Raw genomic sequence first — 25,179 nt, forward strand, 5'->3', positions numbered from 1 at the left:
GATTACTTCATAATTGAAGCGAAAAAGTTTGAAAGTGAATGAGAGAATGATGATACAGTGTCTGCTGCTGCAATGGCTGTTTTCACTGTTTTTGGATTTTGGTAAAGTGCGTATAACACTTTTCCTGTATTTAATGCTTCAGTAGCATAATTTCTTGCATGCGCATACGTGTTATAAAATACGTTTCCGTTCGGTTTAATATCAAGTGGTTTAATGTGTGTTTTTGAACCATTGCCAAGTGCCGCTAAAACAAGTTTATCGATTGTACTTTTATGTTTAAAGTACGTGTTGAAATAATATTTTGCTTGTTCATATTTCGCTTTAAATCCTTGGTGTGATTGTGCAACATTATGATAGCCTTGAGTAAAATAATTTTTCAATGATTTGTAGTAGCTTGATGTTGTTGTCTGTTGTTCGGATTTAGTTGTTTGCGTTGCTTTTGATTGTGTTGTTTTAGTTTGCGTTGTTTTAGTTTGCGTTATTTTAGTTTGTGTATCCGCTTTTGATGTTGATGCCTTATGTGATGTTTTGTTTGTTTCATGTTTTTGAAGACGTTCTTTTTCTGCTTTTTCACGATGTGTTGTAAGAATGCCATCAAGTTGTTTTTGTAATTGCGCTTGAACGTGGTGAGGTGCTTTGTTCACTTCACGTTGTGCAAAGCGGTGGCTGTTTACTGAATAATCTTTGTTTAATGCCACTAATGCTTTGTTTGCAGATGCAATGCGATCATTTTGACGTGCTTCCATTGTTTCTTTTGTAACTGGGATAGCAGGGAATAACTTTTCTAATTGTTCAAGTGTTAAGTTTTTCGTCCCGTTAGGCCCTAATAATTCTTCGATGAATTTATTTTGAGCATCAGAGTTTTCTAAAAGCGGGTAAGTAATACCTCTTTCTTTAACATGAGTTGATTTATGCGCATGTTGTTTGTGTGATGCTTTATCTTTTGTAACTGGGATAGCAGGGAATAACTTTTCTAATTGTTCAAGTGTTAAGTTTTTCGTCCCGTTAGGCCCTAATAATTCTTCAATGAATTTATTTTGAGCATCAGAGTTTTCTAAAAGCGGGTAAGTAATACCTCTTTCTTTAACATGAGTTGATTTATGCCCATGTCGTTTGTGTGATGCTTTATCTTTTGTAACTGGGATAGCAGGGAATAACTTTTCTAATTGTTCAAGTGTTAAGTTTTTCGTCCCATTAGGTCCTAACAATTCTTCAATAAATTTGTTTTGAGCATCAGAGTTTTCTAAAAGCGGGTACGTAGTACCTCTTTCTTTAATTTGAGTGCCAAAGTTTTCTAAAAGTGGGTAAGTAATACCTCTTTCTTTAATTTGAGTGCCAAAGTTTTCTAAAAGCGGGTAAGTAATACCTCTTTCTTTAACATAGCTTGATTTATGTGCATGTCGTTTGTGTGATGCTTTAGCTCTTGGCTGAATCGTTGCGTCTTGCGCTACTGGAATAATTGGAAATGAATTAATAATGTTTGGTAATTGATCATCTGTTAATGTATTATCTCTGTTTGAATTTGTTAAATATTCAAGAGAATCTTTTTCAGATGGTACTGAAATATTTGGTAAATGAATATTTCTAAATTGTTCAGCGCTAACAGTGTTATCTTTATTTGAGCTTAATAAGTAATCTAATTTTTGTTTGTTGTTTTCAAGGTCAATTACGCTATCTTGAGTGAATCTTTGGAATTCATCTACAGATGCCGTATTTCCACTGTTAGATCCTTGTAAAGCTTTTAATTCATTACTTTTAAGGAAATCGTCACGTCTATCAAAATCTTTTTGAGTAGGTTTAACTAAACGATTAAATTCGTGTTCTGACACTTTACTTTGTGTGTTGGCGTTTGAAAGACGATGTGATTCAATCCAAATTTGTTGTGCATGGTCAGGGTTTTTGTGAAGTTCTTTCACTAAACGTTCAAGGTCACCAATTGGTAATTTATTGTTTTCTAATAAATTAATGTACGCTTTACGTTGTGCGACTCGACGCTCAGGGTTGGTCACGTCTTTTGATGCTTCAGAAAAAACGTTTTGCGCTGTTTCTTTAGTTGGATTTTCATGTAATTGTTTTAAGAATTCACTACGTTGTTTTTCATCTAAACCTTTTAATTGTAAAAGAAATTGGAAGGCTTTTTGGACAACATGTTGCTCTTCTTGTTTTGCTTTAAGGTCTTGTACTGATGGTTTATGACCATTATCTGTTGCTTTGTAGCCTGTTGTGTCTGCTTTACCTGCATTTGTAGTTGGGAGGTAAAGTTTATTATATAAATCATCTGTTAAAGTATTATCGTTTGCGTGTTTAGTTTGTTTTGTTTGTTGTGTCTGTTGTTGTGTATTTATTAATTTATGAAGTTCTTCTTCAGTAGCTGAGTTATCTTTGTTTTGGCTTGGAACTCTGTTAGATTCAATCCAAGTTTGTTGACTATGATCTGGGTTCTCAATTATTTTATCGATGTAACGTTCACGATCAGCAGATGAAAGGTTTGGATTGTTTACAACTGAAAAGTAAGCGTTACGTTGTGCTAATCGACGCTCAGGATTGTTGACGTCTTTTGTTGATTCAGAAAATACATTTTGTGCCGTTTCTTTTGTTGGATTGTCATGTAATTGTTTTAAGAATCGGCCACGTTGTGCTTCATCAATTCCTTTTAAATGGATTAAGTGATAGTAGGCACGTTGCACATCTTTATGATCATTTTGACGCGCTTGTTGTTGAGGCGCATGCTGTTGATGTGTTTGGTAATGATGCGTAGATTGTTGATGTGTAGTGTGTTCTGAAGCTTTTGCTTCTCCATTAGCAACCATTGTTGCAAGTGTAAGTGTTGCTGCTCCAATTAATAATCTCGAAATGTTCTGTTTTCTCATGATGTTGTCTCCTCTGTGTGTAAAATAATCATCCCAAGCAATTAGAAGTTTAGCACGCGGACATGGGTATTGGAATTAAACGAAGCTTAAATAAATGAAAAGCATTCATTAACTAAATTAAACAAATGCTTAACTTAAATCATTAAATACTGATAATATAGCATTTTTAACAATTCGGAGTTGATTTGAAAAGCGATCTTATCCGCGAATACATAAAAAGAAAAATGTGATTTAATGAGATAAAAGATAGTATTGAAATTAAGACGTGTCACACTGTATAATTGGAAATAGTAATCATTACTATTTACAGAAGGAAATCACATATGAAAAAGCATTTAAAAATTTTATTAGGGTTAGCGTGTAGTTGCGCTGTGTTAGTTGGCTGCGGTCCACAAGAGGACAAAGATAAAAATGATGATAAGTTGAGTGTAACGACAACTGTTTTTCCTTTACAATCATTTGTGAAACAAATTGGGGGAGCGCATGTTAAAGTGAATACGCTTTATCCTGCTGGAGCAGATTTACATCATTTTGAGCCCTCTCAAAAAGACATCATCAATGCCAGTCAATCCGATTTATTTATCTACACAGGGGATAATTTAGATCCTGTAGCCAAAAAAGTGGCATCGGCTATTAAAGCGGATGATAAAAAATTGTCATTAGAAAATCATATCGATAAGTCTGAATTGTTAACAGATACACATGAGCACGAAGCGGATGAGCATCATCATGAAACAGGGCATCATCACGGTGGATATGATCCTCACGTTTGGTTAGATCCAAAATTCAATGAAAAATTTATTGAATCGATTCGTGATGAACTTGTAAAAAAAGATCCGAGTCATAAAAATACTTATGAAAAGAACGCCAAACAGCTACTTAAAGACGTGGAAAATATAGATAAAAAGTTAGAAAAAGCAACACAAAACCATAAAGGACATGCAGTCTTTATTTCTCATGAATCGTTAGGTTATCTTGCCAATCGCTATGGCTTTAAACAAGTAGGGATTCAAAGCTTAAATGCAGAAGACCCTTCACAAAAACAGCTTCAAGCCATTGTCCAAGACATCAATGAAACGAAAGCAAAGTACATTCTGTACGAAGACAATCTTTCGAATAAAGTTACAGAAACTGTACGACAAGAAACGCGTGCAGAACCACTTCGCTTTAACAATATGGAGTCTGTTTCCAAATCACAGGCTAAAGACGCCACATATCAAAGTTTGATGAATGAAAATATTCAACATATTGAAAAAGCATTAAATGATAAGGTGACATTGGATACTAAGGATGACAATGATACTCAGAAACATGCCAAAGCCATTTATGACGGTTATTTCAAAGACAGTCAAGTTAAAGATCGCGCATTGTCAGATTATGAAGGAGAATGGCAGTCAGTCTACCCACTATTAAAAGCGGGAGCGCTTGATGAAGTGTTTGAACATAAAGCGAAGCAAAAAGGGGATAAATCCGCAAAAGCGTATAAAGCGTATTACAATGTGGGGTATCAAACAGATATCAACAATATTACGATTTCAAATGGTACCATTACATTTATGAAAAATGGACAGTCTGTAACAGGACAATATGAATATGACGGTAAAGATATTCTTAAATATGAAAAAGGAAATAGAGGCGTACGGTACACGTTTAAGTTAGTTGGAACGGGTTCTAAAGATTTACCGAAATACGTGCAGTTTAGTGACCATAATATTGCGCCTACAAAAACAGGCCATTTCCATATATTTATGGGGAATGATCGTGAAGCGTTATTGAAAGAAATGGAGAATTGGCCAACATATTATCCGTCACACTTAAGTGAAAAAGAAATAAAAGAAGAGATGTTAGCACATTAACGATATATATGAGATAAGCGTAATAAGGCTTCTCTCAAAGTAGATGCTTTTCTTCATAATGCTTAAAAGTCATAATTTGGGACACAATCCAATTGGGTATGATTACACATCGATGCATTTGATTGATTTTAATCATTGATACCAAGCATTTTCATAAGTAAATCATCGTTAAAGCGCCTTCAAAATTCATGCATAAATGAACTTTGAAGGCGTTTTTATATGTCTTCTGAAGTGAATTCGATACGGATAGTATCGTCAAGACTTTGTGTCCCTATAAGTATGGCGGTGCGATTAAAAAAGGAATAATAAAGCGTATCTACATTTTTTTTACTGTGAGTAATAAGTAGATGAAAAAAGGTGCACCAAACGCTGCGATAAAGACCCCAGCAGGAATTTCTTTAGGTAAAAACAAAGTACGTCCAACCAAATCAGCTAATAAAATAGAAAGGGCGCCAATACAAGCAGACATCATCACTTGCTTCAACGTACTTTGTTTAATCAAAGTTTTAGCAATGTGAGGCGCAATTAAGCCCACAAACCCAATGTTGCCAACGTAACTTACAGATACGGATACAAGTAGCGTTGCAACAATGAGTTGTAATAATTTTGTTTGTTTTAAATGTAACCCTAAAGCGCGACCAATATCATCATCTAAGGCAGCAACCTTCATTCTTGGGATAAGAAGGATAAGTATTGGGATAATGGCGATTATCGTGATTAAGACGGCAAGCGTATCTTCAAATGCGCTACCATATAAACTTCCCACTAACCAAGTATACGCTTTAGAGGCCGCAAATTCTTTAGAAGTTACCATTAGCCCATGCGTAAGAGCAATGAAGAGCGTCTGCAAAGCGATGCCTATAATTATTAACGTGGAAGGACGTATAGGTGTGCGAAATTGGAATAATAACAAACACATCATTGCTAATGTCCCACCTAATATCGCAAATAATGGCAACATGTGAATACTAATACTGTTGAAAAGTGTGATCACGCTAACAGCACATAAGCTTGCACCACCCGTGACACCTATAATATCTGGTGACGCAATAGGATTTTTGAGTACATTTTGAAGTAATAACCCACTGATACCAAAAGCCATACCAGTTAAAAGGGCGAGCGAGATTCTCGGTAGTCGAAGCACTTCCAGTGTGAATTGATTCACACTTTCTGAAGGGTGCATAAAATATGCGATGATTTCAGATAAAGTAATAAAGGAAGTACCCAACATCATGCTTAATATAATGACTAAAAGAAGTAAACCCATAGTTAATAACACCCAAAGTGTCTCTTTAAGCGACATTTTAATTATCATAGGCGATAAACTCCTTTTCGCATTAAGTAGATTAAGACGCTCGCTCCTAGCACCGCTGTTATGACGCCTACCGGAAGCTCTGAAGGCTGAATGATAACTCTCGCAATAATATCTGCACTTAACATTAAAATCGCACCTAACATAGCAGAATGAGGGATAAGATATTTATAGTTAGGGGGCAAGAGTTTTTTACTGATATTAGGGACAATTAAACCTATAAACACGACAGACCCTACTAAAGCAACGGATAAACCCGCTAAACTACTAATCAACAATATCAATATCCATTTTGTAATTTTAATGTTTTGTCCTAATCCAATAGCGATGTCGTCATTTGTCATTAAAATATTAATTCTTGTAGACATAAAAAATGCAATGATGAAAAGTACAGGAAACAATGGAATGACCCAAGTGGTATCCCATATATTACGTAATGCAACGGAACCTGAAAGCCAAAACAAAAGTCCTTGTAAGTTCGTTTCATTCATAATCAAAATCCCTTGTGTAAATGCGGTAAATAACATCGATATTGAAGCCCCTGCCAAAATGACACGTTGCGGTGAAAATTGTGTTTGTCGAAACATCCCAAGTGCAACAACGAGTAATGTTACTAAAATGGCACCTAAAAATGCGATGATTGTTAATATTTCAAATGATCCGATTTGAATGAAGGTAATACTAAAAACAATAAAAAAGACGGCGCCAGCATTTACTCCAAATAAACCAGGCGACGCAATCGGATTACGCGTAAGGGCTTGCATTAAAAGTCCAGACACAGATAATGCGGCTCCTGTAAGCATCGCAATAATTGTACGTGAGGCGCGCGTACCTGAAATAAGTGTATGTATATCGTTGTTTGAATCAAAATGGAATAACGCTTGTATCAAAGAAGGGAAGGATACAAACGTTATTCCTATCATAAAACTTAATATTGTCACAACGATAAGACATAAACCGGCTATTATAAGTTGCTGCGTCGGTTTAACTTTCATAGCGTGGCTCCTTATTTTGTGACTTTTTGAATGTCCAATTCTTTATATAATTGATCAATTAATTCTAACGCTGAGTGATAACCACCTGCTAAGTTCCATGTGATTTCATCAACATTATTCACGACATGACCTTTTTTAACAGCGTCTAAATTTTGCCATTCGCGACTAGACGTCCAATCTTTTTCAGTTTTCGATACTAATTTAGCATCAGCCGCATGTGGGTCTGATTTGAAAATGAAAATTTGGTCTGCATTGATTAACGGAATGCTTTCTTTAGAAGCTAGTTCGATAATATCTTTACCTTTATCGACTTCTTTTTGTTGCGCATCCGGACGTTTGAAGCCTAAATCTTGTAAAATATCGCCAGCATATCCACCTGAATAAATACGTGTGTTACCAGCACGAAAGTTGACAACTGAAGCTGAGATTGGCCATTGATCACCATATTTTGCTTTCGCATCTTTTTTAAATGCGTTTACTTTCTCATCATATTTTTTCAGTAAATCTTGTGCTTCTTTTTCTTTACCGAGTGCTTTACCCATTAATTCAGTAGTGTCTTTAAACTTATATACAGTTTCGTGACTCACTGTTGGGGCAATTTTCGACAATTGATCATACACTTTTTCATTACGTACTTTTGATGCAATGATTAAGTCTGGTTTCAATTTCGAAATCTCTTCTAAATTTGGCGCTGGTTCTTGACCTACGATTTTAGTGTTTTTTAGTTTATCTTTTAAATAATCGTACTTCGGTTGTTGTTTCCAAGATTCAACAGCACCAACGGGTTCAACACCAAGGGCGACTGCTACATCCGTTGCACCTTGATACAATGTGACAATACGTTTAGGATGTTTAGGAACATCCGTCGTGCCGAGGGCATGTTTTATTGAAACGGTGTCGCCACTCTTATTTTGTGATGCTGTTTTGGAATCATTTCCACAAGCGGAAAGTACAAGTACAACCGCAAGAGACAGCATCAACAGTTGGTATAAATGCTTCATCGAGTATGGAAGCCTCCTCTAAGTTGATAATGAGAATCATTCTCAGAATTATTATGATAGATATTTATCTTTTAGTCAATAAAATTTTTAAACTATTTTCCTAAGATAAGTAGCCTTTTTCAAAAATTGAAAAGAAAAAATCGATATAATGTCAGGAGGGGAGCGTGACGGCACACTGAAGGAAGACTACCCCTGATGCTGAAAGAATCCGTGAACGTATGACAATGCTCTTTAACACGCTTGCGTTATTAAAACATAGTATTCTAAATCAAAAGTACAAGTGTTAAACATATCAGTGGTGTATAGTGTAAAATTTGAGAGTGTATAAAGTGAACAGTAGGAGGTTTTCATGACACACATAAAAGTAATTGGCGTTTTTATTATTGGACTTTTAATTATGGTTTTTAGTCAAGGTATCGGAGCACTATGGGAAGAGATATTACCCAACTTTGGTCTTGGAAACATATTGTTTGGGTTGACCTATATCAGTGTTGCATATGTATTGATTCGATTATGGGTAAGACGAGGCTTGAAAAGCACGTTGAACAACTATCGTATTACAAAGGTGAAGATAGATAGACCAGTTCTTATATTGGCTCTTTTATTACCTTTATGTGTCTATACCTTTTATTTTCTATTTATCCCTGGTGAATTTTTCGTGGATTTGTCTCAATCACCTAATGCTATTATCAATCAAATTAGTTTTACTCTTTTTGTTAATGCTTTGGCAGCTGCTATAGTTGAAGAGTTTGTACTACGAGGTGTACTAATGGGATATATTGAGAGCCAATTTAACATTCAAATTGCAATTGTTACCACTGCAATCTTTTTTGCTACCATACATTTACTTAATGGTGTATCGAGTGCGGTAGATATTTTAAGGTTATTAATCAGTGGCACATTAGTCGGTGTTATGTTTGGTTTATTAACATTTATTTTTAAATCAGTATGGGCAAGTATAACGGTGCACCTTTTTTGGAATTTATTTCAATTAATTTCATTGACTACAGATTTAAGTCGGTCAGAATTTCTTCAATATCGGATGAATGTTCACGATTTATGGATAACAGGCGGACAGTATGGAATTGAAACATCGATTATTTCTATAATGGGTTATTTAGTCATGATTGTGCTTTTATTGGGGATATTTTTTAAATTTAATAAGTTCAATACAAGGTAATTTGAAAAAACATTCGATATAATAGGGGCAAAAACAATGAAGTGAGGATACGTTTGTGAGAAAAGGAATCTTTTGGAGCGTAGGGATACTGGCAATCATTTTAGTTGCCATCACGATTCGTGTTTTGTACATTCAGTTTCAAGATCGACAAGTAGAACAAGCACAACAACAATTCGTACAAGATAGAACCCCCACGCTTTTTTTACATGGCTATAGTGGCACTATCAATTCTATGAAATATTTGGTAAATGTAGCTGAAGATCATAGGGTGACTCAAGATGTGGTGATCGCATATGTGAACCGTGACGGCGACGTGACCTTTGAAGGAAAAATGTCAAAGAATGCGATAAACCCTATCATTCAAGTCGTTTTAGAAGATAATACCCAAGTAGATTTAAACGAAAATGCACTTTGGATTCGCAATGTCATTGAAAAGTTGCAACAGAAATATCATATTAAGGATTTTAACGTTGTGGCGCATTCTATGGGAAATGTCTCCTTTGCGCAATATATGCTAGATTACGGTAGTGACCGCACATTACCGCAGTTAAAAAAGCAAGTCAATATTGCGGGCACGTTTAACGGGGTGATTGGCTTAAATGAAGAATTCAATGAAATTCAAGTCGACCGTAACGGTAAACCGTCACGGATGAATCCACCGTATCAAGAATTTATGCAGTTAAAATCCGTTTATAAAGGAAAGCAAATTGAGGTTTTGAATATATTTGGTGATGTCTTAGACGGTACGCATTCAGATTCGCGTGTATCCAATAGCTCTTCGAAATCATTGAAATACTTGCTAGGTGACAGCCCTAAACGTTATAAAGAACTCAAATATGAAGGAGATGAGGCACAACATAGTGCGCTCCATCATAATCCTGAAGTCGCAAATGATATGATACGGTTTTTATGGTCTAAATAGCAGTAAATGAACGATATGCATATGTGGCAAGTGGGTGAGGTAAACTCTATTGTCTATATATGCATTTTTTAATTTTGAATATGATAAATATACTGTTTTACAAGTGTTTACCATTATTTTGAAAGAAATAAATATATATTTTTTGTAATACTGTTGATACATTCGTAATGTTATTGTAATATAAAAGTGTAATTTAACAATATACAGGAGTTGATATGATGTTCAAAATGTCTAAAGTCGTTTTAGCTACGAGTATTTTATTAACTGGAGTATCTTTTAACGCATTGCCAACGGAATCAAGTGTCGCTCAAGCAGCAGTAACGCCATATTACACATATACAGGTTACGCAGGACAGAATGCAAAGTTTGTCACTAACAAAACGTTTATTCAAGCATTAAAGTTTAATAATGTGACGATAAACAATGTCAAAGTAGACGCGAGAGATCCAAAATACAAAGCGACTGATCCATATTATTTTAAAAAGAAATATGACCAAGTAATTGAATACATCAATCATAAACCGACTGCTATTACATTTTCAGTAACAAACAAATCATTAAAAGTTTCAGATGTGAAAAAAGCATATGCAAATTATCCTATGGCTCATGATTCAATACACAGAGGTATGACATATAATGTGAATGGTAAAAAAAATCAGCTTTGTGTATAATGGCAATGACGTGACAAGTGTTATTATTGGCAGATATCACGCTTAAAATGGCATACACCTCCACTATCAGCGTAGTGGGGGTGTTTTTTTTATCGAAAATCAATAATTTTTATTGATATTCGATAAAATAGATGATATGATTTTATTGAAAAACGATAAAAAAGAGGTGCGGATTATGAAAGCGATATTTAGAATAACGATGTTAATGTTGGTGTTGCTTTTATTTTTTAGTGTTGTTGTAGCTATTAAGTCTCTTATGAATTATTATGCGCTATTTGACTTGGATTTTGTAGATATTGAAATGAAGTATCATGCTTATGCGCTTATTTATATCTTGCAATATGTCATGTTTATTATCGTGGGGATTTTAACTTTAAATTTATTCTTTAAGATTTTTAAAGGCTTTGATTTTTCAGATGCGAATCATACGAAGATTACGGGTATTGCCATGTGTTTATTCATTTATGGGGTGCTTCCAAACTTTCAAGCGTTTATGACAATTGGAGAAAGCTATAAGGGCGTATTAAATACAAGCGATATGAGTCATGCGCTCATTACGATTATTGGTATAACAATTTTAATCCTCGCAGCAGTTTATGAAAAATCTCAAAAAATTAAAGCCGAACATGATTTGACAATTTGAGGTTATACAGATGATTAAAATAAAATTAGACGAAGTACTGAAAGAAAAAAACATATCATTAACAGAATTATCAGAAGCAGTAGACATCACGATAGCCAATTTATCCATTTTAAAGACCGGAAAAGCTAAAGCCATTCGTTTTAGTACATTAGAAGCAATTTGCGCTTATTTAGAGTGTCAACCTGGGGATATCATAGAACATGTTAAAAATAAATAGTGATGGGCTGAGACGTCGCCCTATACAAGAAGCCAACAAAGATTATTTGATAGTAAACTTTGTTGGCTATTAATGTCTAATTTTTTAGATATGTTGAGGTCAGTCACCTAGAACAGGAAAGCGCTTAGAATTCCTTTTTTTAAATGGGAAGATATATGAACCTTTTGCCTTCTTGTGTTTAAATTCTAGTCTAATACAGATCCGTTAGAATCAATGACTTTTTTATACCAGTAGAATGATTTTTTCTTTGTTCGCTTTAATGTCCCATTACCGTGATTATCACGGTCTACATGTATGAGACCATAGCGTTTTCTCATTTCTCCTGTAGTAAAAGACACACTGTCTATGATGCCCCACGGTGTGTATCCTATGACGTCAACACCATCTTCGTCAATTGCTTGAATCATAGCTTCGATATGTTGTTTTAAATAATGAATACGGTAGTCATCCTGTATTTCACCGTGTGCATCGATTGTATCGACGGCACCTAAACCATTTTCTACGATAAATAGGGGCAGTTGATAACGATTATAGAGTGTATTGAGTGTATAGCGTAATCCTATGGGGTCAATAGCCCAAGACCAATCACTTTTTTCAAGGTAAGGGTTTTCTATGGAGCTTGGTAAACTGCCAAAAACAGGATTGTGATTAAAGTGGCCATCGTCTCTATGTTTCACTGTTGTAGACATATAGTAACTAAAGCCGATAAAGTCTACGGTACCTTGAGCTAATATCGCTTCATCACCATCGCGTATTCCGATATTTAGTTGTTTTTGTTCAAACATCTTTTTAGCATAATTTGGATAATATCCTCTCACTTGAACGTCAGGGAAGAAAAAGCGCTGCCTATTACTTATTTCTGCTTCCATTATATCTTCCGGATGACAAGAATATGGATAAATCGGAACGTGAGATATCATATTGCCAATTTTAAAGTTAGGGTTAATGGATTTTCCCACTTTTACTGCGAGGGCGCTTGCAATAAGTTGATGATGGGCGACTTGATATAATACGTCTTCAGCATCCTCATCATCGTTCAACAAAACGCCTGCATTCGTCCATAAAAATAGAGGGTTACTCGTGTCCATTTGATTGTTAATTTCATTAAATGTCATCCAATATTTGACTTTGTGTCGATAGCGCTTGAAAACCACTTCAGCAAATTTTACAAATGCATCGACGACCTTTCTACTTCTAAAACCCCCGTAGTGATGTGCAAGGTGCAAGGGCATTTCGAAGTGAGAAAGGGTGATGATAGGTTCAATATGATGTTTGAGTAGTTCATCAATCACTTTGTCATAAAAACGAAGTCCTTCTTCGTTAGGTGTGAGTTCATCGCCTTTAGGGAAAATACGTGACCACGCGATAGAAGTGCGAAGACATTTCAAATGCATATCAGCAAATAATGCGATGTCTGATGGATAGCGGTTATAAAAATCAATGGCGTCATGATTGGGATAATATTGATGGGGTTCTATAGATTGTGTGATTTGACGAGGGTGATGCGGGCTGCCTGCAGTCATTACATCAATCACACTTAGTCCTTTGCCATCTTGATCGTATCCGCCCTCAAATTGGTTTGCTGCGAGCGCGCCACCCCATAAAAAATTGTTTGGTAATTGTGACATCATCGTCATCCTTTCATGTTGAAATCTAAGCATTACAAATATATTTGTTCATATACATTATAATTGTACCGGTATAATTTGTAAAATCATGTTCAATGATGAAACGGATGTTTTTAATGATATAATATATAGAAATGAATAAGAGTGAGGCATATTGATGTTAAAGTATGAAGAAATTGCACAGCAGATTCGTAGCATGTTAGAAGACGGCGTTTACCAAGCGGGTGACCGTCTACCTAATATCGAACAATTAAAAATGAAATATTGCGTCAGTAAGAGTACAGTGATTAAAGCACTTGAAACGTTAGAGAAAAACGGCTATATCTATCAGTCTCGTGGAAGTGGTATATTTGTTAGAAGTCCCAAAAGGTCAGGGTACATTAATTTATTTACAAGTAATGGTTTTACAGACGATTTAAAACATCATACTGTTACGAGCCAAGTACTTGAGGTTCAAAACATTAAACATCCTAATGAAGAGATTCGGCACCAATTGCATTTAAATGAGCATGATGCGGTTTATTATGTTAAAAGAGTCCGCTATATCGATGGGGTAGTTTTGTGCATCGAACATGCCTATTTTAGTCAAAAATTAGTGCCCTATATGAGTGAAGATATCGCTAAAGGATCAATCTTTCAATATTTGGAAGACAATTTGAAAATAAAGATTGGCTATTCAGATATTTATTTTCATGTAGACACATTGACGGAAGAAGAAGCGGATTTACTGCATCATAAAACAGGCGATCCCACCCTTAGATATGAACAAGTTTTCTATACAAAGACGGGTGTGCCATTCGATTATAGTCAAATTGTTTTCGATCAACACAATGCGCAATTTTATATTCCTTCTATTAAATGATTTCAAAGAGGGAAATGATATAGCAATAGGAATTCACCAATAAGTGAGGTGTAACATGAATATCGTCAAGACAAATACGTTAAGCCAAGAAGATAAACATGCATTTTTTCATTTTTATTGTGGGGGGAGCAGGATGGTGGTATCTTCCGGAGATTATGACTTGAATATATTACCTGGCCTAGCTGCAATAGAAGGTGATGAAATTATCGGTATATTAACTTTTTTAGTGTTTGAGGCCCATGTAGAAATCATATCTCTACATTGTTCAGAGCAAAATAAAGGGGTAGGCACACGTCTCATTAATATGATGGATGATGTTGTAAAACAATATCAAAAACATAAGTTAAAAGTGATTACCACAAATGACAATTTGGATGCATTACGATTTTATCAAAAGCGGGGGTTTAGGATTGTCAATGTGATACCAAATGCTGTAGAAACTGCTAGAGCTAAAAAGCCTGACATTCCAAAATTGAGTGAGTCGGGCATTCCTATAAAAGATGAATTGGTTTTATTAAAAACATATGCTTAACACTCAAATGCGCAATACCATTTGAATGTTTTTAGCGCAAAGTTGAATCGTATTTTCTAAGTTTGCTCAGTTATTTATGATAAAATGAAATTACAAAAAGCATTTAATTTAAGGGAGATTTAATTTTAAATTCCCCTTAATTTTTTTTATTAAAGTCAGTTCACACTTTATACTAATAGTGAGCTAGGGATTATCATCGTAAGTCCAATGGTTTTACTGCGTACCAATTAGCTTAACGCATACTTAAACCAAAGCTTAGTCAACGCGAATGACATATATGCCTTGTACGTTTAAAGAGGGATTGCAAGTAGTCGTACAATGACATGCTGGTGGAACTTTATATCATTTAGGCAGAAGTTGCAATGCCGTTTCGTCTCTCTAAATTCATGAATGTTTGTGAAAGGAAAAGGTTTGTTGTATAATCCGTAATTGTTACGATTTGAAGTAATGATTTCAATAATTAATTAAAAAGAGAGATGATTTATATTAAACAGAGAATTCTTAGCTTAGATGTTATGCGAGGAATTAGTTTAATGGGAATATTATTTATGAATGCTTTAGGTGTTCATTATTTTACAGTTTTTGATGAACCTTTCCATTACTACAAAGATTCCTGGAGTCAATTTTTATATCAACTTAATTTAGTGTTTATACAGAACGCTTTCTATCCTATATTTGCCTTTTTATTTGGTGTAGGGCTAGCGATTATGTATACCAATATGGTCAATAAAGGCATGAAACCAGGTATCGTATTATATCGGCGTATTATTGCGATGCTAGCATTTGGGCTCATTCACGGTTATTTCTTATATAATGGTGATATTTTACACACATATGCTACGCTTGGATTAGTCATTATACCATTTTTATTTATTCATCGTCGTTATGCGTTGATGATATCTATAGGCTTATTACTTTTGAATTTCTTACTGTACGTGTCATCGCTATTCAATGAGCAGGCGACGAAGTTAATTCCATTCAATCGCAATCCACATACGACAGAAATTTTGCAAAGCGGACACATTTTGGAAATCATTAAATGGAATATGAATGAGTTTAACCAAGTTAACACGATGTTAAGTGTAGGTAATTTCTTTGCAGGTATTTTAACCGTTTTTCCATTTATTATGCTAGGTACATGGGCATATCGATTCGAGTTGTTCGATAAAATGCGTCGTCATTTGAAGGTTATTTCGGTGATTAGTGTGATGGCCTTAGCCATCGGTATTTTCATTAAAATGCAATCATTTGATGTGATAGGCTCTGCAATTGCACCACAAATTGTGTTTGTCGGTGGAACGTTTATGGCTATTGGCTATTTCTGCCTCGTGACGCTATTATGCCAGCTTCCAAAATCAGCAAAAGCGTTAAACCCTATGGTGGCTGTTGGTAAATTAGGATTCACAGTATATATTACGCAAAGTGTCATTTTGTTCTTTGTATTTTACATTTTAAGATTATACGGTATGATGACGATAAGTCAGGTTTATCTTCTAATTATCGGTGTGGTTGTACTGCAAATTGTCGCATGTAATATATATATGAAATTCTATAAGATGGGGCCACTTGAATGGTTATGGCGTAAAATCACATATTTAAAATAATTACAAAATAAGAAAGAGGGATGCACATGAAAAAGCATTATTTATTTTTAGCGCTTTATATGTTTGTCATGGGTTTGGGTTTGATTATTACAAAACACGTGTTCAATACGTCATATGAATCAGCACATTTTGGACAAACCTTTTTGCCGTTCATGGCAATACTTGCTATAATGACTGTCATTTATGGATTGCGTCATAAATCATCACTCGTGTTAGCGCCAGCAAGTGGGCACGGATGGTTATTCATTTTACCATTTATTACTATTACGCTACTTGGTATATTCACTTTAGTAGAAAATGCCAATGCAGATTTAATGTTTGTATTGCCAATGATTGATGCGATATTGATTGGTATTGCAGAAGAAGGCGCGTTTAGAGGTATTATTTTAGGTGGATTGGCACGACGCATGAAACCTATTTATGCTGTATTTTTATCAGCTGTTTTATTTGCTGCGTTGCACTTATTAAATGTTCTTGGTGGTGTGACGTTTAGCGATGTCTTGAACCAAATGCTATCAACGTTATTGATGGGTATCTTTTTAGGAGCTGTGTATATTTATACACGAAACATTTTATACCCAATTTTCTTCCATTTCATTTGGGATTATGTTTTCTTAAATAACGGATTAGGTTCCGTATCCTTTGCACCAATGTTATTTATTGGCACAGTAGTATTAGAAGTTATCGTTATCGTTTGGATTCTTTGGAAAATGAGAAATGTACAAACGCTTATGCCGAAAAGTGGCGACACCTCTATCAAACATTAAATACAAATAACCCGTTCATTACGCTCCCAATGTAATGAACGGGTTATTGATTATGTCTAGAGGAATTTAAATAAATTTTTAGTTAGTTTTTCGATGACGTCCTAATAACAATGCACCTAATGCTAAACTTAAACCGCCTGCAAGTGTCGTGCCGAATAAGTCTTCATGACCAGTAGAACCTGTTTCTGGTAAAGTTTTTAATGCTTTTGATGATGCATTTTTTGGAGATTCAACGTGGTTCACTACTAGTTTTTGACCAGGTAGAATCATATTTTTGTCAGCTAATTGATTGTCTTTAACTAATTGATCAACTGAAGTGCCACGTTTTTTAGCAATCGATTCTAATGTATCCCCTTTTTGAACTACATACGAATCTTTACCTGTTTGCGTTGTGGATGCTTTATCTTGCTTAGGAGTAGTGCTAGTGTCATTATTTTTATCCGTACTGTCTACTTTTGAATTGTCATTTTTGTCTTGTGGTGTCGTTTTGCCGTTACTATTATCTTCAGAAGAGTTGTTGTTATCTTCAGTTTGAGGTGCTTGACTGTCATTCAATTTTTTAGCTTCAGCAAGAATATCATTACTTACACTTGGATCATCTTTAAGAGATTGAATAAACCCGTTGCGTTGTTCTTCAGTTAAATATGGCAAGTGTAAAATTTCGTAAAATGCGTTTTGTTGAGCCTCATTAAAGTTATTTTCTGGTTGAGGTGCTTGTGCGTCATTTGCTTTTTTAGCTTCCGCAAGAATATCATTACTTACACTTGGGTCATCTTTAAGAGATTGGATAAAACCATTGCGTTGTTCTTCAGATAAGTATGGTAAATTTAAAATTTCATAAAATGCATTTTGTTGTGCAGCATCAAAGTTAGGTGCTGGTTGAGCAGGCGCTTGATTTGCATTAGTAGCTTGAGCTTGTTGTAAAATATCAGCGCTTACACTCGGATCATCTTTAAGACTTTGAATATAGCCGTTACGCTGTTCGTCAGTTAGGTTCGGTAAATTTACGATTTCATAAAACGCGTTTTGTTGTGCAGCATCAAAGTTAGGTGCTGGTTGAGCAGGCGCTTGATTTGCATTAGTAGCTTGAGCTTGTTGTAAAATGTTTGCGCTTACACTTGGATCATCCTTAAGACTTTGAATATAGCCGTTACGCTGTTCGTCAGTTAGGTTCGGTAAATTTACGATTTCATAGAATGCATTTTGTTGTGCATCAACTGGGCTTGTTTCTTCAGCAGCTAAGGTAGTAGATCCAAGTAATAAAGAACTTGCTATTAAACATGAACCGACACCTACAGAGAATTTACGAATACTAAAAAATTGTTTGTTTTCCATGGAGACATCCCCTTTTAAATAAAATATTAAAAAGCTCAATTTAAGGCTACAATATTTAGAAATAAAAATCTAGTGCAATTTCTAAAAATAAAATCTTTAAGCGTTTTGATGTTGTTTATTTTTAAGGGTTTATAAATTATAATTACTTATTTTGTATAACAAAAAAAGCCCAAAATCATGTTATGCGAAATATGGTTGTGCAAACTTGAATTTGGATATTAAGTTGAGATGTGTAGTCATTACGTTAAATTTTTGCTTTTAAGTGTAATAATGATGAAAATAAGAAAAAATATTTTCTGAAAGCGTTTTACAAAAGGGTGTTTTGAGAAAAATTTTTGTGAATATTTTGTGCTTCTATTCATTTTTTTGCTATTTAAATTGTTTATAATCACTTGAAAGTCACCATTATTATCATTTGTTGCTAAATAAACTTTAGTGATTAATCAATATAGGGTTGTTTTTTAGTTGAATTGTCGTTTTGCTAATTTAGGGGACCATTTAAGATTAATTTTAAATCTATCTTAATTTTTTAATATATAAAAAATAAATGTTTTATAATGTAAATGAGTAAGTCTTGTTTGATTCGAGTCATGCATGTTCTGGATCTCCCAATAGAGCAAGACCAAAAAATTTATAGAGAGAAAGTGAGTGGTTCGTATGGAAAAACACACTAAGTTCATCATCGCATATTTTATTGTCTCAGGTTTAGGTATGAGTATTATGAACTTTGGGCTGGGTATCGAATATGGTACTGAGAATTTCCTATTCTCCTATATTGCAGTACTTGTGATTTTAGCTCTGATGGCTAGTATTTATGGTTTACGTTATAGAGCGTCATTTTCAATGCAAACGCCGAAACCAGAGAAAACATTTTTTTACTTCTTACCATTTATTCCCTTTGTAACATTGACGGTTTTGGCACTCATTACAGCAAGTGCAACGTTTAGTTTCACACCGCTTTATTTGTTTCCACTCGTGACTTCATTAATTATAGGTATTGCGGAAGAAGGCGCATTCAGAGGGATTTTACTTGGGGGACTTGCACGTCATATGAAACCAATCTACGCGGTCTTGATTTCAGCACTCCTTTTTGCGCTATTACATTTGAAGAATGTCGTAGGTGGCTTGCCATTACCTGATGCAACTTTACAAGCTGTGACAACGATTCCTATTGGACTCTTCTTAGGTGTACTCTACGTCTATACTCGACAAATTATTTTCCCAATATTGTTTCACATGTTTTGGGACTATATTTTTATCTCAAATGTATACGATGCGTTTAAATATGCACAACAATTTTTAAATGTGATTGAATACTCATTGTATATTGTTACGGCGATATTATTAGTTCACATGATTAAAATGCCGCCTTTCGGTAGAAAGATAGAAGAAAACCCAGAAAAGCCATAGGCATTCATGGATATATCTGATATGGTCGGCAAGATGTTATAAAATCAAATATTACGTTTAATAAAGGTTTTGGGATTCTTTTAATGAATCTTGAAGCCTTTTTAAATACTGTAAATGCCACGATTGTCATTAAAGTCACGTTTGATGTGTGGATTCAGGTTTCTTTTTAGGATGAATGACTTTTGCATTTTGGGTATAGACTTTTAGAAATCATTGATTTTCTGTAAACATGTATGCCATTTGGAATCATCTTATTGTATGATAAAAAGGGAAACGTTAAAATATTGGAGGTTGTTTTGTGACACAATCGCAGCCAAAGTTTTTAAACATTTATAATACGTTGTTCGAAGAGATTCAAATGGGAAAGTTTCCAGGAGGGCAAGCACTCCCAACTGAGAAAGTATTGTGTGAGCGTTTTGGTGTGAGTCGGATGACATTACGTCAAGCGATTAAAATTCTCGTTGAAGATGGTGTGATTGAAAGTATTCGTGGTAAAGGTCACATTGTCATTCCGCAAATGAGGGTACATCACGCATCAAGTGTGACATTGTTAGAACACCCGCTACATCAAATGTCACGCCACGCTATGACGTTAGGTTCATTGAACTATCGTGTAGATTTAGAAAGTGAGTATACGAACCATCTATTTACAGATCATCCTTCTGCTGTCATTGCAATGGAGCGTTATTATTTTGAAAAAGATAATGAAAGTAACCATGCAGATGCACTGTGTTTTACATTTATTCCAGTGAATGTCATTGATACTTTTAAAATTAATACTCAAAGTGAACGTCAAATGCGTCAATTTGTAGAAGAAACAGTTTATATGAATGCATACCAATCTGATTTGAAATACTCGATTACAAAAGCACCTATCTTTAAAAATCATAAGCATATTTTTGAAGGCGGCGCTTCATGTTGGCTTGTCGTTGAAAATGTATATGGTAATCACACGAGTCCAATTTTAGTTAATAAATGGTATTTACCGCAAGAACGTTTTGAAATCATCGTCTCACGTGTGAGAACAGATCATACAAATTAGACAATGTTCTTGGATAAAATAAATAAGGAATATGAAGAAGCGATACTGCAATAGCAGTGTGGCTTTTTTGTGTAGTCTAAGGCTAGGTGTAGGACAGCACACAGTGAGAAGGTTGTTCTAAAAGTTGTCATATTTTACATATTGAAAGCGCTATCTACATCATGTATTATATAAGTGGTTAGACAAATAGACAAATATATAGACAAATTATTGGGGGTTTTTATTATGAAAGCAACACCACATATTAAACCGATGAACGACGTGGAAATCGCCGAAACGGTGTTATTACCAGGGGACCCATTACGCGCAAAATTTATTGCTGAAACGTATTTAGAAGACGTACAACAATTTAATACGGTACGTAATATGTATGGATATACGGGAACGTACAAAGGCAAGAAAGTGTCTGTGATGGGCTCAGGCATGGGGATTCCGTCTATAGGCATCTACTCTTATGAGTTAATTCATACATTTGGCTGTAAAAAATTAATCCGTGTAGGTTCTTGCGGAGCGATGCAAGAAAATATTAACTTGTATGATGTGATCATTGCGCAAGGCGCGTCTACGGATTCAAATTATGTTAATCAGTATCAATTACCAGGTCATTTTTCACCAATTGCATCATATCATTTACTTGAAAAAGCCGTAGCTAAAGCACGTGACAACGGAACAACATATCATGTAGGGAATATTTTATCGAGCGACATTTTCTACAACGCAGATGAGACAGCATCAAAACGTTGGATGCGCATGGGTATTTTAGGTGTTGAAATGGAATCTGCAGCACTTTATATGAATGCGACGTATGCGGGCGTTGAAGCTTTAGGTATTTTTACCGTGAGCGATCACTTAATTCGAGAAGAATTTACGACTCCAGAAGAAAGAGAACGTGCGTTTACGGATATGATTGAAATTGCACTTTCTTTAGCATAAGAGGTGAGTCATGATGGATTATGTCAAAGTTAAAAGAGCTGTACCAATATTACTATTTTTATTCGTTTTCAGTTTAGTCATTGATAATTCATTTAAGCTCATTTCAGTTGCAATTGCTGATGATTTAAATATTTCAGTGACGACCGTGAGTTGGCAAGCGACACTTGCGGGTCTAGTAATTGGGATCGGTGCAGTGGTATATGCGTCTTTATCTGATGCCATTAGCATTCGTACATTATTTATTTATGGTGTATTTTTAATTATTATCGGGTCAATTATTGGCTATATTTTCCAACATCAATTTGCGCTCGTATTGGCAGGCCGTATTATCCAAACAGCAGGACTTGCTGCAGCAGAAACGTTATATGTCATTTATGTCGCAAAGTATTTATCTAAAGATGATCAGAAAACATATCTTGGATTGAGTACGAGTAGCTATTCCTTATCACTTGTTATTGGGACATTGTCTGGTGGATTTATTTCAACGTATTTACATTGGACAAACATGTTTCTCATCGCATTAATTGTGATATTTACATTGCCATTTTTATTTAAATTATTACCAAAAGAAAATAATACAAATAAAGCCCATTTGGACTTTATTGGATTGATTTTAGTAGCAACTATTGCGACAACAGTGATGTTATTTATCACCAACTTTAATTGGTTATATATGATTGGCGCATTGATTGCCATAGCAGTATTTGCGTTATACATTAAAAATGCCAAACATCCACTAGTGGATAAATCATTTTTCCAAAACAAACGCTATGCATCATTCTTATTTATTGTATTTGTCATGTATGCGATTCAATTGGGCTATATTTTTACATTCCCATTTATCATGCAACAAATTTATCATTTTGAATTAGATACAACGTCACTCTTATTAATTCCAGGTTATTTAGTTGCAGTGGTTACAGGGGCATTGAGTGGGAAAATTGGTAATTACTTAACATCCAAACAAGCAACGATTACAGCAATTGTTCTCATTGCACTCAGCCTATTCTTACCATCATTTACTGTAGGTCAACACGTCTCAATATTTGTGATTTCGATGATCTTCTTTGCAGGTAGCTTTGCGTTAATGTATGCACCATTATTGAACGAAACGATTCGCACTATTGATATTCATATGACAGGTGTCGCAATTGGATTCTACAATTTAATTATTAACGTGGCAGTTTCAGTCGGAATAGCAATCGCAGCTGCTTTAATTGATTTAAAAGCGTTGAATTTCCCTGGAAATAATGCTGTTGAAACGCATTTTGGCGTTATCTTGTTTATACTTGGTTTGATGAGTTTGGTGGGTCTAGCATTATTTATAATATTGAATAGATGGACAAAATCGGAAGTTAGTAAAGAAAGTTAAAGGAGTTTGAATATGAATTTTGAAAAATATATTGATCATACACTTTTAAAACCGGAGTCGACACGTGCACAAATCGACAACATTATTGAAGAGGCAAAAAATTATCACTTTAAATCTATTTGCGTTAATCCTACACATGTTGCGTATGCCCATGAGAAATTGGCAGATTCAGATGTCTTAGTATGTACGGTTATTGGGTTCCCATTAGGTGCGAATACACCTGAAGTAAAAGCGTTCGAAACGACAAACGCAATTGACAATGGGGCTGATGAAATTGATATGGTGATCAACATCGGCGCATTAAAAGACGGTCGTTATGATGATGTTCAAAAAGACATCGAAGCTGTCGTAAAAGCTGCACAAGGAAAAACAGTTAAAGTCATTATTGAGACGACATTATTAACAGATGACGAGAAAGTGAAAGCATGTGAATTATCAAAAGCAGCACAAGCGACATTTGTGAAAACATCTACAGGATTCGCAGGGGGTGGCGCAACAGTCGCGGACGTGAAGTTAATGAAAGAAACAGTAGGCGATGCACTTGAAGTGAAAGCGTCCGGCGGTGTACGTAATTTAGATGATTTTAAAGCAATGATTGATGCAGGTGCGACACGTATCGGTGCAAGTGCTGGCGTTCAAATTATGCAAGGTTTAGAATCCGATTCAGATTACTAAGCAAGCATCAGACATAAGGAGGGGTTACAATGGCAACATTTAACCGTGTACATTTAATCGTAATGGACTCTGTGGGAATTGGTGAAGCGCCTGATGCCCACAAATTTGGTGACGAAGGGTCACATACACTCCGTCATACGTTAGAAGGTTTTGATCAATCATTACCCAACTTAGAAAAACTTGGGCTCGGTAACATCGATGCTTTACCGGTCATCGACCGAGTGGACCATCCAATGGCGTACTATCATAAGTTGAGTGAAGCCTCAGTCGGAAAAGATACAATGACAGGACACTGGGAAATGATGGGTTTAAATATCATGCAGCCGTTTAAAGTCTACCCAGACGGTTTTCCAGAGGAACTTATTCAAGAGATTGAAGCGATGACAGGTCGTAAAGTGGTCGCAAACCGCCCAGCATCTGGTACACAAATTATCGATGAGTGGGGCGAACATCAAATGAAGACAGGAGACTTAATTGTCTATACGTCGGCAGACCCTGTGCTTCAAATCGCAGCACACGAAGATATCATTCCTTTAGAAGAGCTGTATGACATTTGCGAAAAAGTTCGTGAACTCACAAAAGATCCGAAATATTTAATCGGTCGTATTATCGCACGCCCATACGTGGGTGAGCCAGGCAACTTTACGCGTACAAGTAACCGTCATGACTATGCGTTAAAACCATTTGGCGCGACGGTCATGAATGCTTTGAAAGATGACGGTTATGACGTTATTGCGATTGGTAAAATTAATGACATCTATGATGGCGAAGGGGTCACTGAAGCTGTCCGTACGAAGAGTAACATGGACGGTATGGACCAATTAATGAAAATCGTCCAAAAAGACTTTAAAGGTTTAAGTTTTTTAAACTTAGTCGATTTTGACGCATTATATGGTCATCGCCGTGACAAACCAGGTTACGCCCAAGCGATAAAAGATTTTGATAATCGCTTACCTGAATTATTTGGCCACATGCGTGAAGATGATTTATTAATCATTACAGCAGACCATGGAAATGACCCAACAGCTGAAGGTACAGATCACACACGTGAATACATTCCAGTACTATGGTATAGCCCAAAATTCAAAGAAGGCCATGCGCTCGATGGCGATACGACGTTCAGTTCAATTGGAGCCACAATTGCCGATAACTTCGGCGTGAAACTACCAGAATTTGGTCACAGTTATTTAAACGATTTAAAATAAAACAATGTTACACGAGATAAGTGCAGACTAAAAAAGTCGTGACTTCTTATCTCGTGTATTTTATTATGAGTAAAAAACGGGTATAGTACTATGCAATCGATGCGCAACACAGGGGAATGAAAATTAAGTTATTTGGGAGAATCGAGG

The 25,179-nt window shown here is 35.4% G+C and carries 22 protein-coding genes and 1 pseudogene; 16 read left to right on the plus strand and 7 right to left on the minus strand.

Annotated features, from left to right (window positions below):
* Positions 1-2: 2 nt before the first annotated feature.
* Positions 3-2,870, minus strand: coding sequence for a B domain-containing protein (locus tag SHYC_RS00625; protein ID WP_039643580.1), 2,868 nt, complete (start codon positions 2,868-2,870; stop codon positions 3-5).
* 323 nt (positions 2,871-3,193) lie between these two features.
* Here SHYC_RS00625 and adcA point away from each other — a divergent pair, with 323 nt between their 5' ends.
* A complete protein-coding gene (adcA, locus tag SHYC_RS00630; RefSeq protein WP_039643581.1) occupies positions 3,194-4,726 on the plus strand; it encodes a zinc ABC transporter substrate-binding lipoprotein AdcA in 1,533 nt (510 codons plus the stop codon).
* 316 nt (positions 4,727-5,042) lie between these two features.
* Here the strand turns inward: adcA and SHYC_RS00635 are convergent, their stop codons facing one another.
* The 3 genes from SHYC_RS00635 to SHYC_RS00645 are packed head-to-tail and all read right to left on the minus strand — an operon-like array spanning position 5,043 to position 8,034.
* Positions 5,043-6,041: a FecCD family ABC transporter permease gene (locus SHYC_RS00635; RefSeq protein WP_039643583.1), complete on the minus strand. Its 999-nt coding sequence runs from the start codon at positions 6,039-6,041 to the stop codon at positions 5,043-5,045.
* Positions 6,038-7,033 (minus strand): FecCD family ABC transporter permease, encoded by a 996-nt coding sequence (locus SHYC_RS00640; protein WP_039643585.1) that lies wholly within the window; start codon positions 7,031-7,033, stop codon positions 6,038-6,040. The genes SHYC_RS00635 and SHYC_RS00640 overlap by 4 nt, the downstream gene beginning before the upstream one ends.
* An 11-nt stretch (positions 7,034-7,044) precedes the next feature.
* Positions 7,045-8,034, minus strand: coding sequence for an ABC transporter substrate-binding protein (locus SHYC_RS00645; RefSeq protein ID WP_039643587.1), 990 nt, complete (start codon positions 8,032-8,034; stop codon positions 7,045-7,047).
* A 349-nt stretch (positions 8,035-8,383) separates the two neighbouring features.
* Here SHYC_RS00645 and SHYC_RS00650 point away from each other — a divergent pair, with 349 nt between their 5' ends.
* The 5 genes from SHYC_RS00650 (at position 8,384) to SHYC_RS00670 (ending at position 11,667) form a co-directional block, all read left to right on the plus strand.
* A complete protein-coding gene (locus SHYC_RS00650; protein ID WP_039643589.1) occupies positions 8,384-9,214 on the plus strand; it encodes a CPBP family intramembrane glutamic endopeptidase in 831 nt (276 codons plus the stop codon).
* Positions 9,215-9,269: 55 nt separating this feature from the next.
* Positions 9,270-10,136: an alpha/beta hydrolase gene (locus tag SHYC_RS00655; RefSeq protein ID WP_039643591.1), complete on the plus strand. Its 867-nt coding sequence runs from the start codon at positions 9,270-9,272 to the stop codon at positions 10,134-10,136.
* 218 nt (positions 10,137-10,354) lie between these two features.
* On the plus strand, positions 10,355-10,807 hold the full coding sequence (gene isaB / locus SHYC_RS11785; RefSeq protein WP_052257761.1) for an immunodominant staphylococcal antigen IsaB family protein: 453 nt from the start codon (positions 10,355-10,357) through the stop codon (positions 10,805-10,807).
* A 175-nt stretch (positions 10,808-10,982) separates the two neighbouring features.
* The gene (locus SHYC_RS11965; RefSeq protein ID WP_231912788.1) at positions 10,983-11,450 is read left to right on the plus strand and encodes a DUF2975 domain-containing protein; all 468 of its coding nucleotides are present in this window, start codon (positions 10,983-10,985) and stop codon (positions 11,448-11,450) included.
* Positions 11,451-11,460: 10 nt separating this feature from the next.
* On the plus strand, positions 11,461-11,667 hold the full coding sequence (locus SHYC_RS00670; protein WP_039643593.1) for a helix-turn-helix domain-containing protein: 207 nt from the start codon (positions 11,461-11,463) through the stop codon (positions 11,665-11,667).
* A gap of 185 nt (positions 11,668-11,852) precedes the next feature.
* Here SHYC_RS00670 and SHYC_RS00675 read toward each other — a convergent pair whose 3' ends face one another.
* A complete protein-coding gene (locus SHYC_RS00675) occupies positions 11,853-13,295 on the minus strand; it encodes a 6-phospho-beta-glucosidase (RefSeq protein WP_039643594.1) in 1,443 nt (480 codons plus the stop codon).
* A 157-nt stretch (positions 13,296-13,452) separates the two neighbouring features.
* On the opposite strand from SHYC_RS00675, the gene SHYC_RS00680 reads away from it, so the two are divergent.
* From SHYC_RS00680 to SHYC_RS00695, 4 genes are all read left to right on the plus strand, one after another.
* Positions 13,453-14,157: a GntR family transcriptional regulator gene (locus SHYC_RS00680; protein WP_039643596.1), complete on the plus strand. Its 705-nt coding sequence runs from the start codon at positions 13,453-13,455 to the stop codon at positions 14,155-14,157.
* Between the two features lie 133 nt (positions 14,158-14,290).
* Positions 14,291-14,689, plus strand: coding sequence for a GNAT family N-acetyltransferase (locus SHYC_RS00685; RefSeq protein ID WP_052257762.1), 399 nt, complete (start codon positions 14,291-14,293; stop codon positions 14,687-14,689).
* A gap of 533 nt (positions 14,690-15,222) precedes the next feature.
* On the plus strand, positions 15,223-16,293 hold the full coding sequence (locus SHYC_RS00690; protein WP_039643600.1) for a DUF418 domain-containing protein: 1,071 nt from the start codon (positions 15,223-15,225) through the stop codon (positions 16,291-16,293).
* A 26-nt stretch (positions 16,294-16,319) separates the two neighbouring features.
* Complete coding sequence (locus SHYC_RS00695; protein WP_052257763.1) at positions 16,320-17,060, plus strand: CPBP family intramembrane glutamic endopeptidase; 741 nt, start codon at positions 16,320-16,322, stop codon at positions 17,058-17,060.
* Between the two features lie 78 nt (positions 17,061-17,138).
* On the opposite strand, the gene SHYC_RS12680 is transcribed toward SHYC_RS00695, so the two are convergent.
* Positions 17,139-17,330 (minus strand): hypothetical protein, encoded by a 192-nt coding sequence (locus tag SHYC_RS12680; protein WP_442538124.1) that lies wholly within the window; start codon positions 17,328-17,330, stop codon positions 17,139-17,141.
* A gap of 267 nt (positions 17,331-17,597) precedes the next feature.
* Positions 17,598-18,395 (minus strand): annotated as a pseudogene (gene spa, locus SHYC_RS12685) (staphylococcal protein A); the annotation flags it as partial.
* Positions 18,396-19,052: 657 nt separating this feature from the next.
* Here spa and SHYC_RS00705 point away from each other — a divergent pair.
* From SHYC_RS00705 to deoB, 6 genes are all read left to right on the plus strand, one after another.
* Positions 19,053-19,805, plus strand: coding sequence for a CPBP family intramembrane glutamic endopeptidase (locus tag SHYC_RS00705; protein ID WP_039643604.1), 753 nt, complete (start codon positions 19,053-19,055; stop codon positions 19,803-19,805).
* Between the two features lie 298 nt (positions 19,806-20,103).
* Positions 20,104-20,847: a GntR family transcriptional regulator gene (locus SHYC_RS00710; protein ID WP_039643606.1), complete on the plus strand. Its 744-nt coding sequence runs from the start codon at positions 20,104-20,106 to the stop codon at positions 20,845-20,847.
* 225 nt (positions 20,848-21,072) lie between these two features.
* Positions 21,073-21,780: a purine-nucleoside phosphorylase gene (gene deoD, locus SHYC_RS00715; RefSeq protein ID WP_039643608.1), complete on the plus strand. Its 708-nt coding sequence runs from the start codon at positions 21,073-21,075 to the stop codon at positions 21,778-21,780.
* A 10-nt stretch (positions 21,781-21,790) separates the two neighbouring features.
* On the plus strand, positions 21,791-23,152 hold the full coding sequence (locus SHYC_RS00720) for a tetracycline resistance MFS efflux pump (RefSeq protein ID WP_039643610.1): 1,362 nt from the start codon (positions 21,791-21,793) through the stop codon (positions 23,150-23,152).
* Between the two features lie 12 nt (positions 23,153-23,164).
* Positions 23,165-23,827, plus strand: a complete 663-nt coding sequence (gene deoC / locus SHYC_RS00725; protein ID WP_039643612.1) for a deoxyribose-phosphate aldolase — start codon at positions 23,165-23,167, stop codon at positions 23,825-23,827.
* A gap of 29 nt (positions 23,828-23,856) precedes the next feature.
* Positions 23,857-25,032 (plus strand): phosphopentomutase, encoded by a 1,176-nt coding sequence (deoB, locus tag SHYC_RS00730; protein ID WP_039643614.1) that lies wholly within the window; start codon positions 23,857-23,859, stop codon positions 25,030-25,032.
* Positions 25,033-25,179: the final 147 nt, after the last annotated feature.

Origin of the sequence: Staphylococcus hyicus (assembly GCF_000816085.1) — a bacterium.
Classification (GTDB): domain Bacteria; phylum Bacillota; class Bacilli; order Staphylococcales; family Staphylococcaceae; genus Staphylococcus; species Staphylococcus hyicus.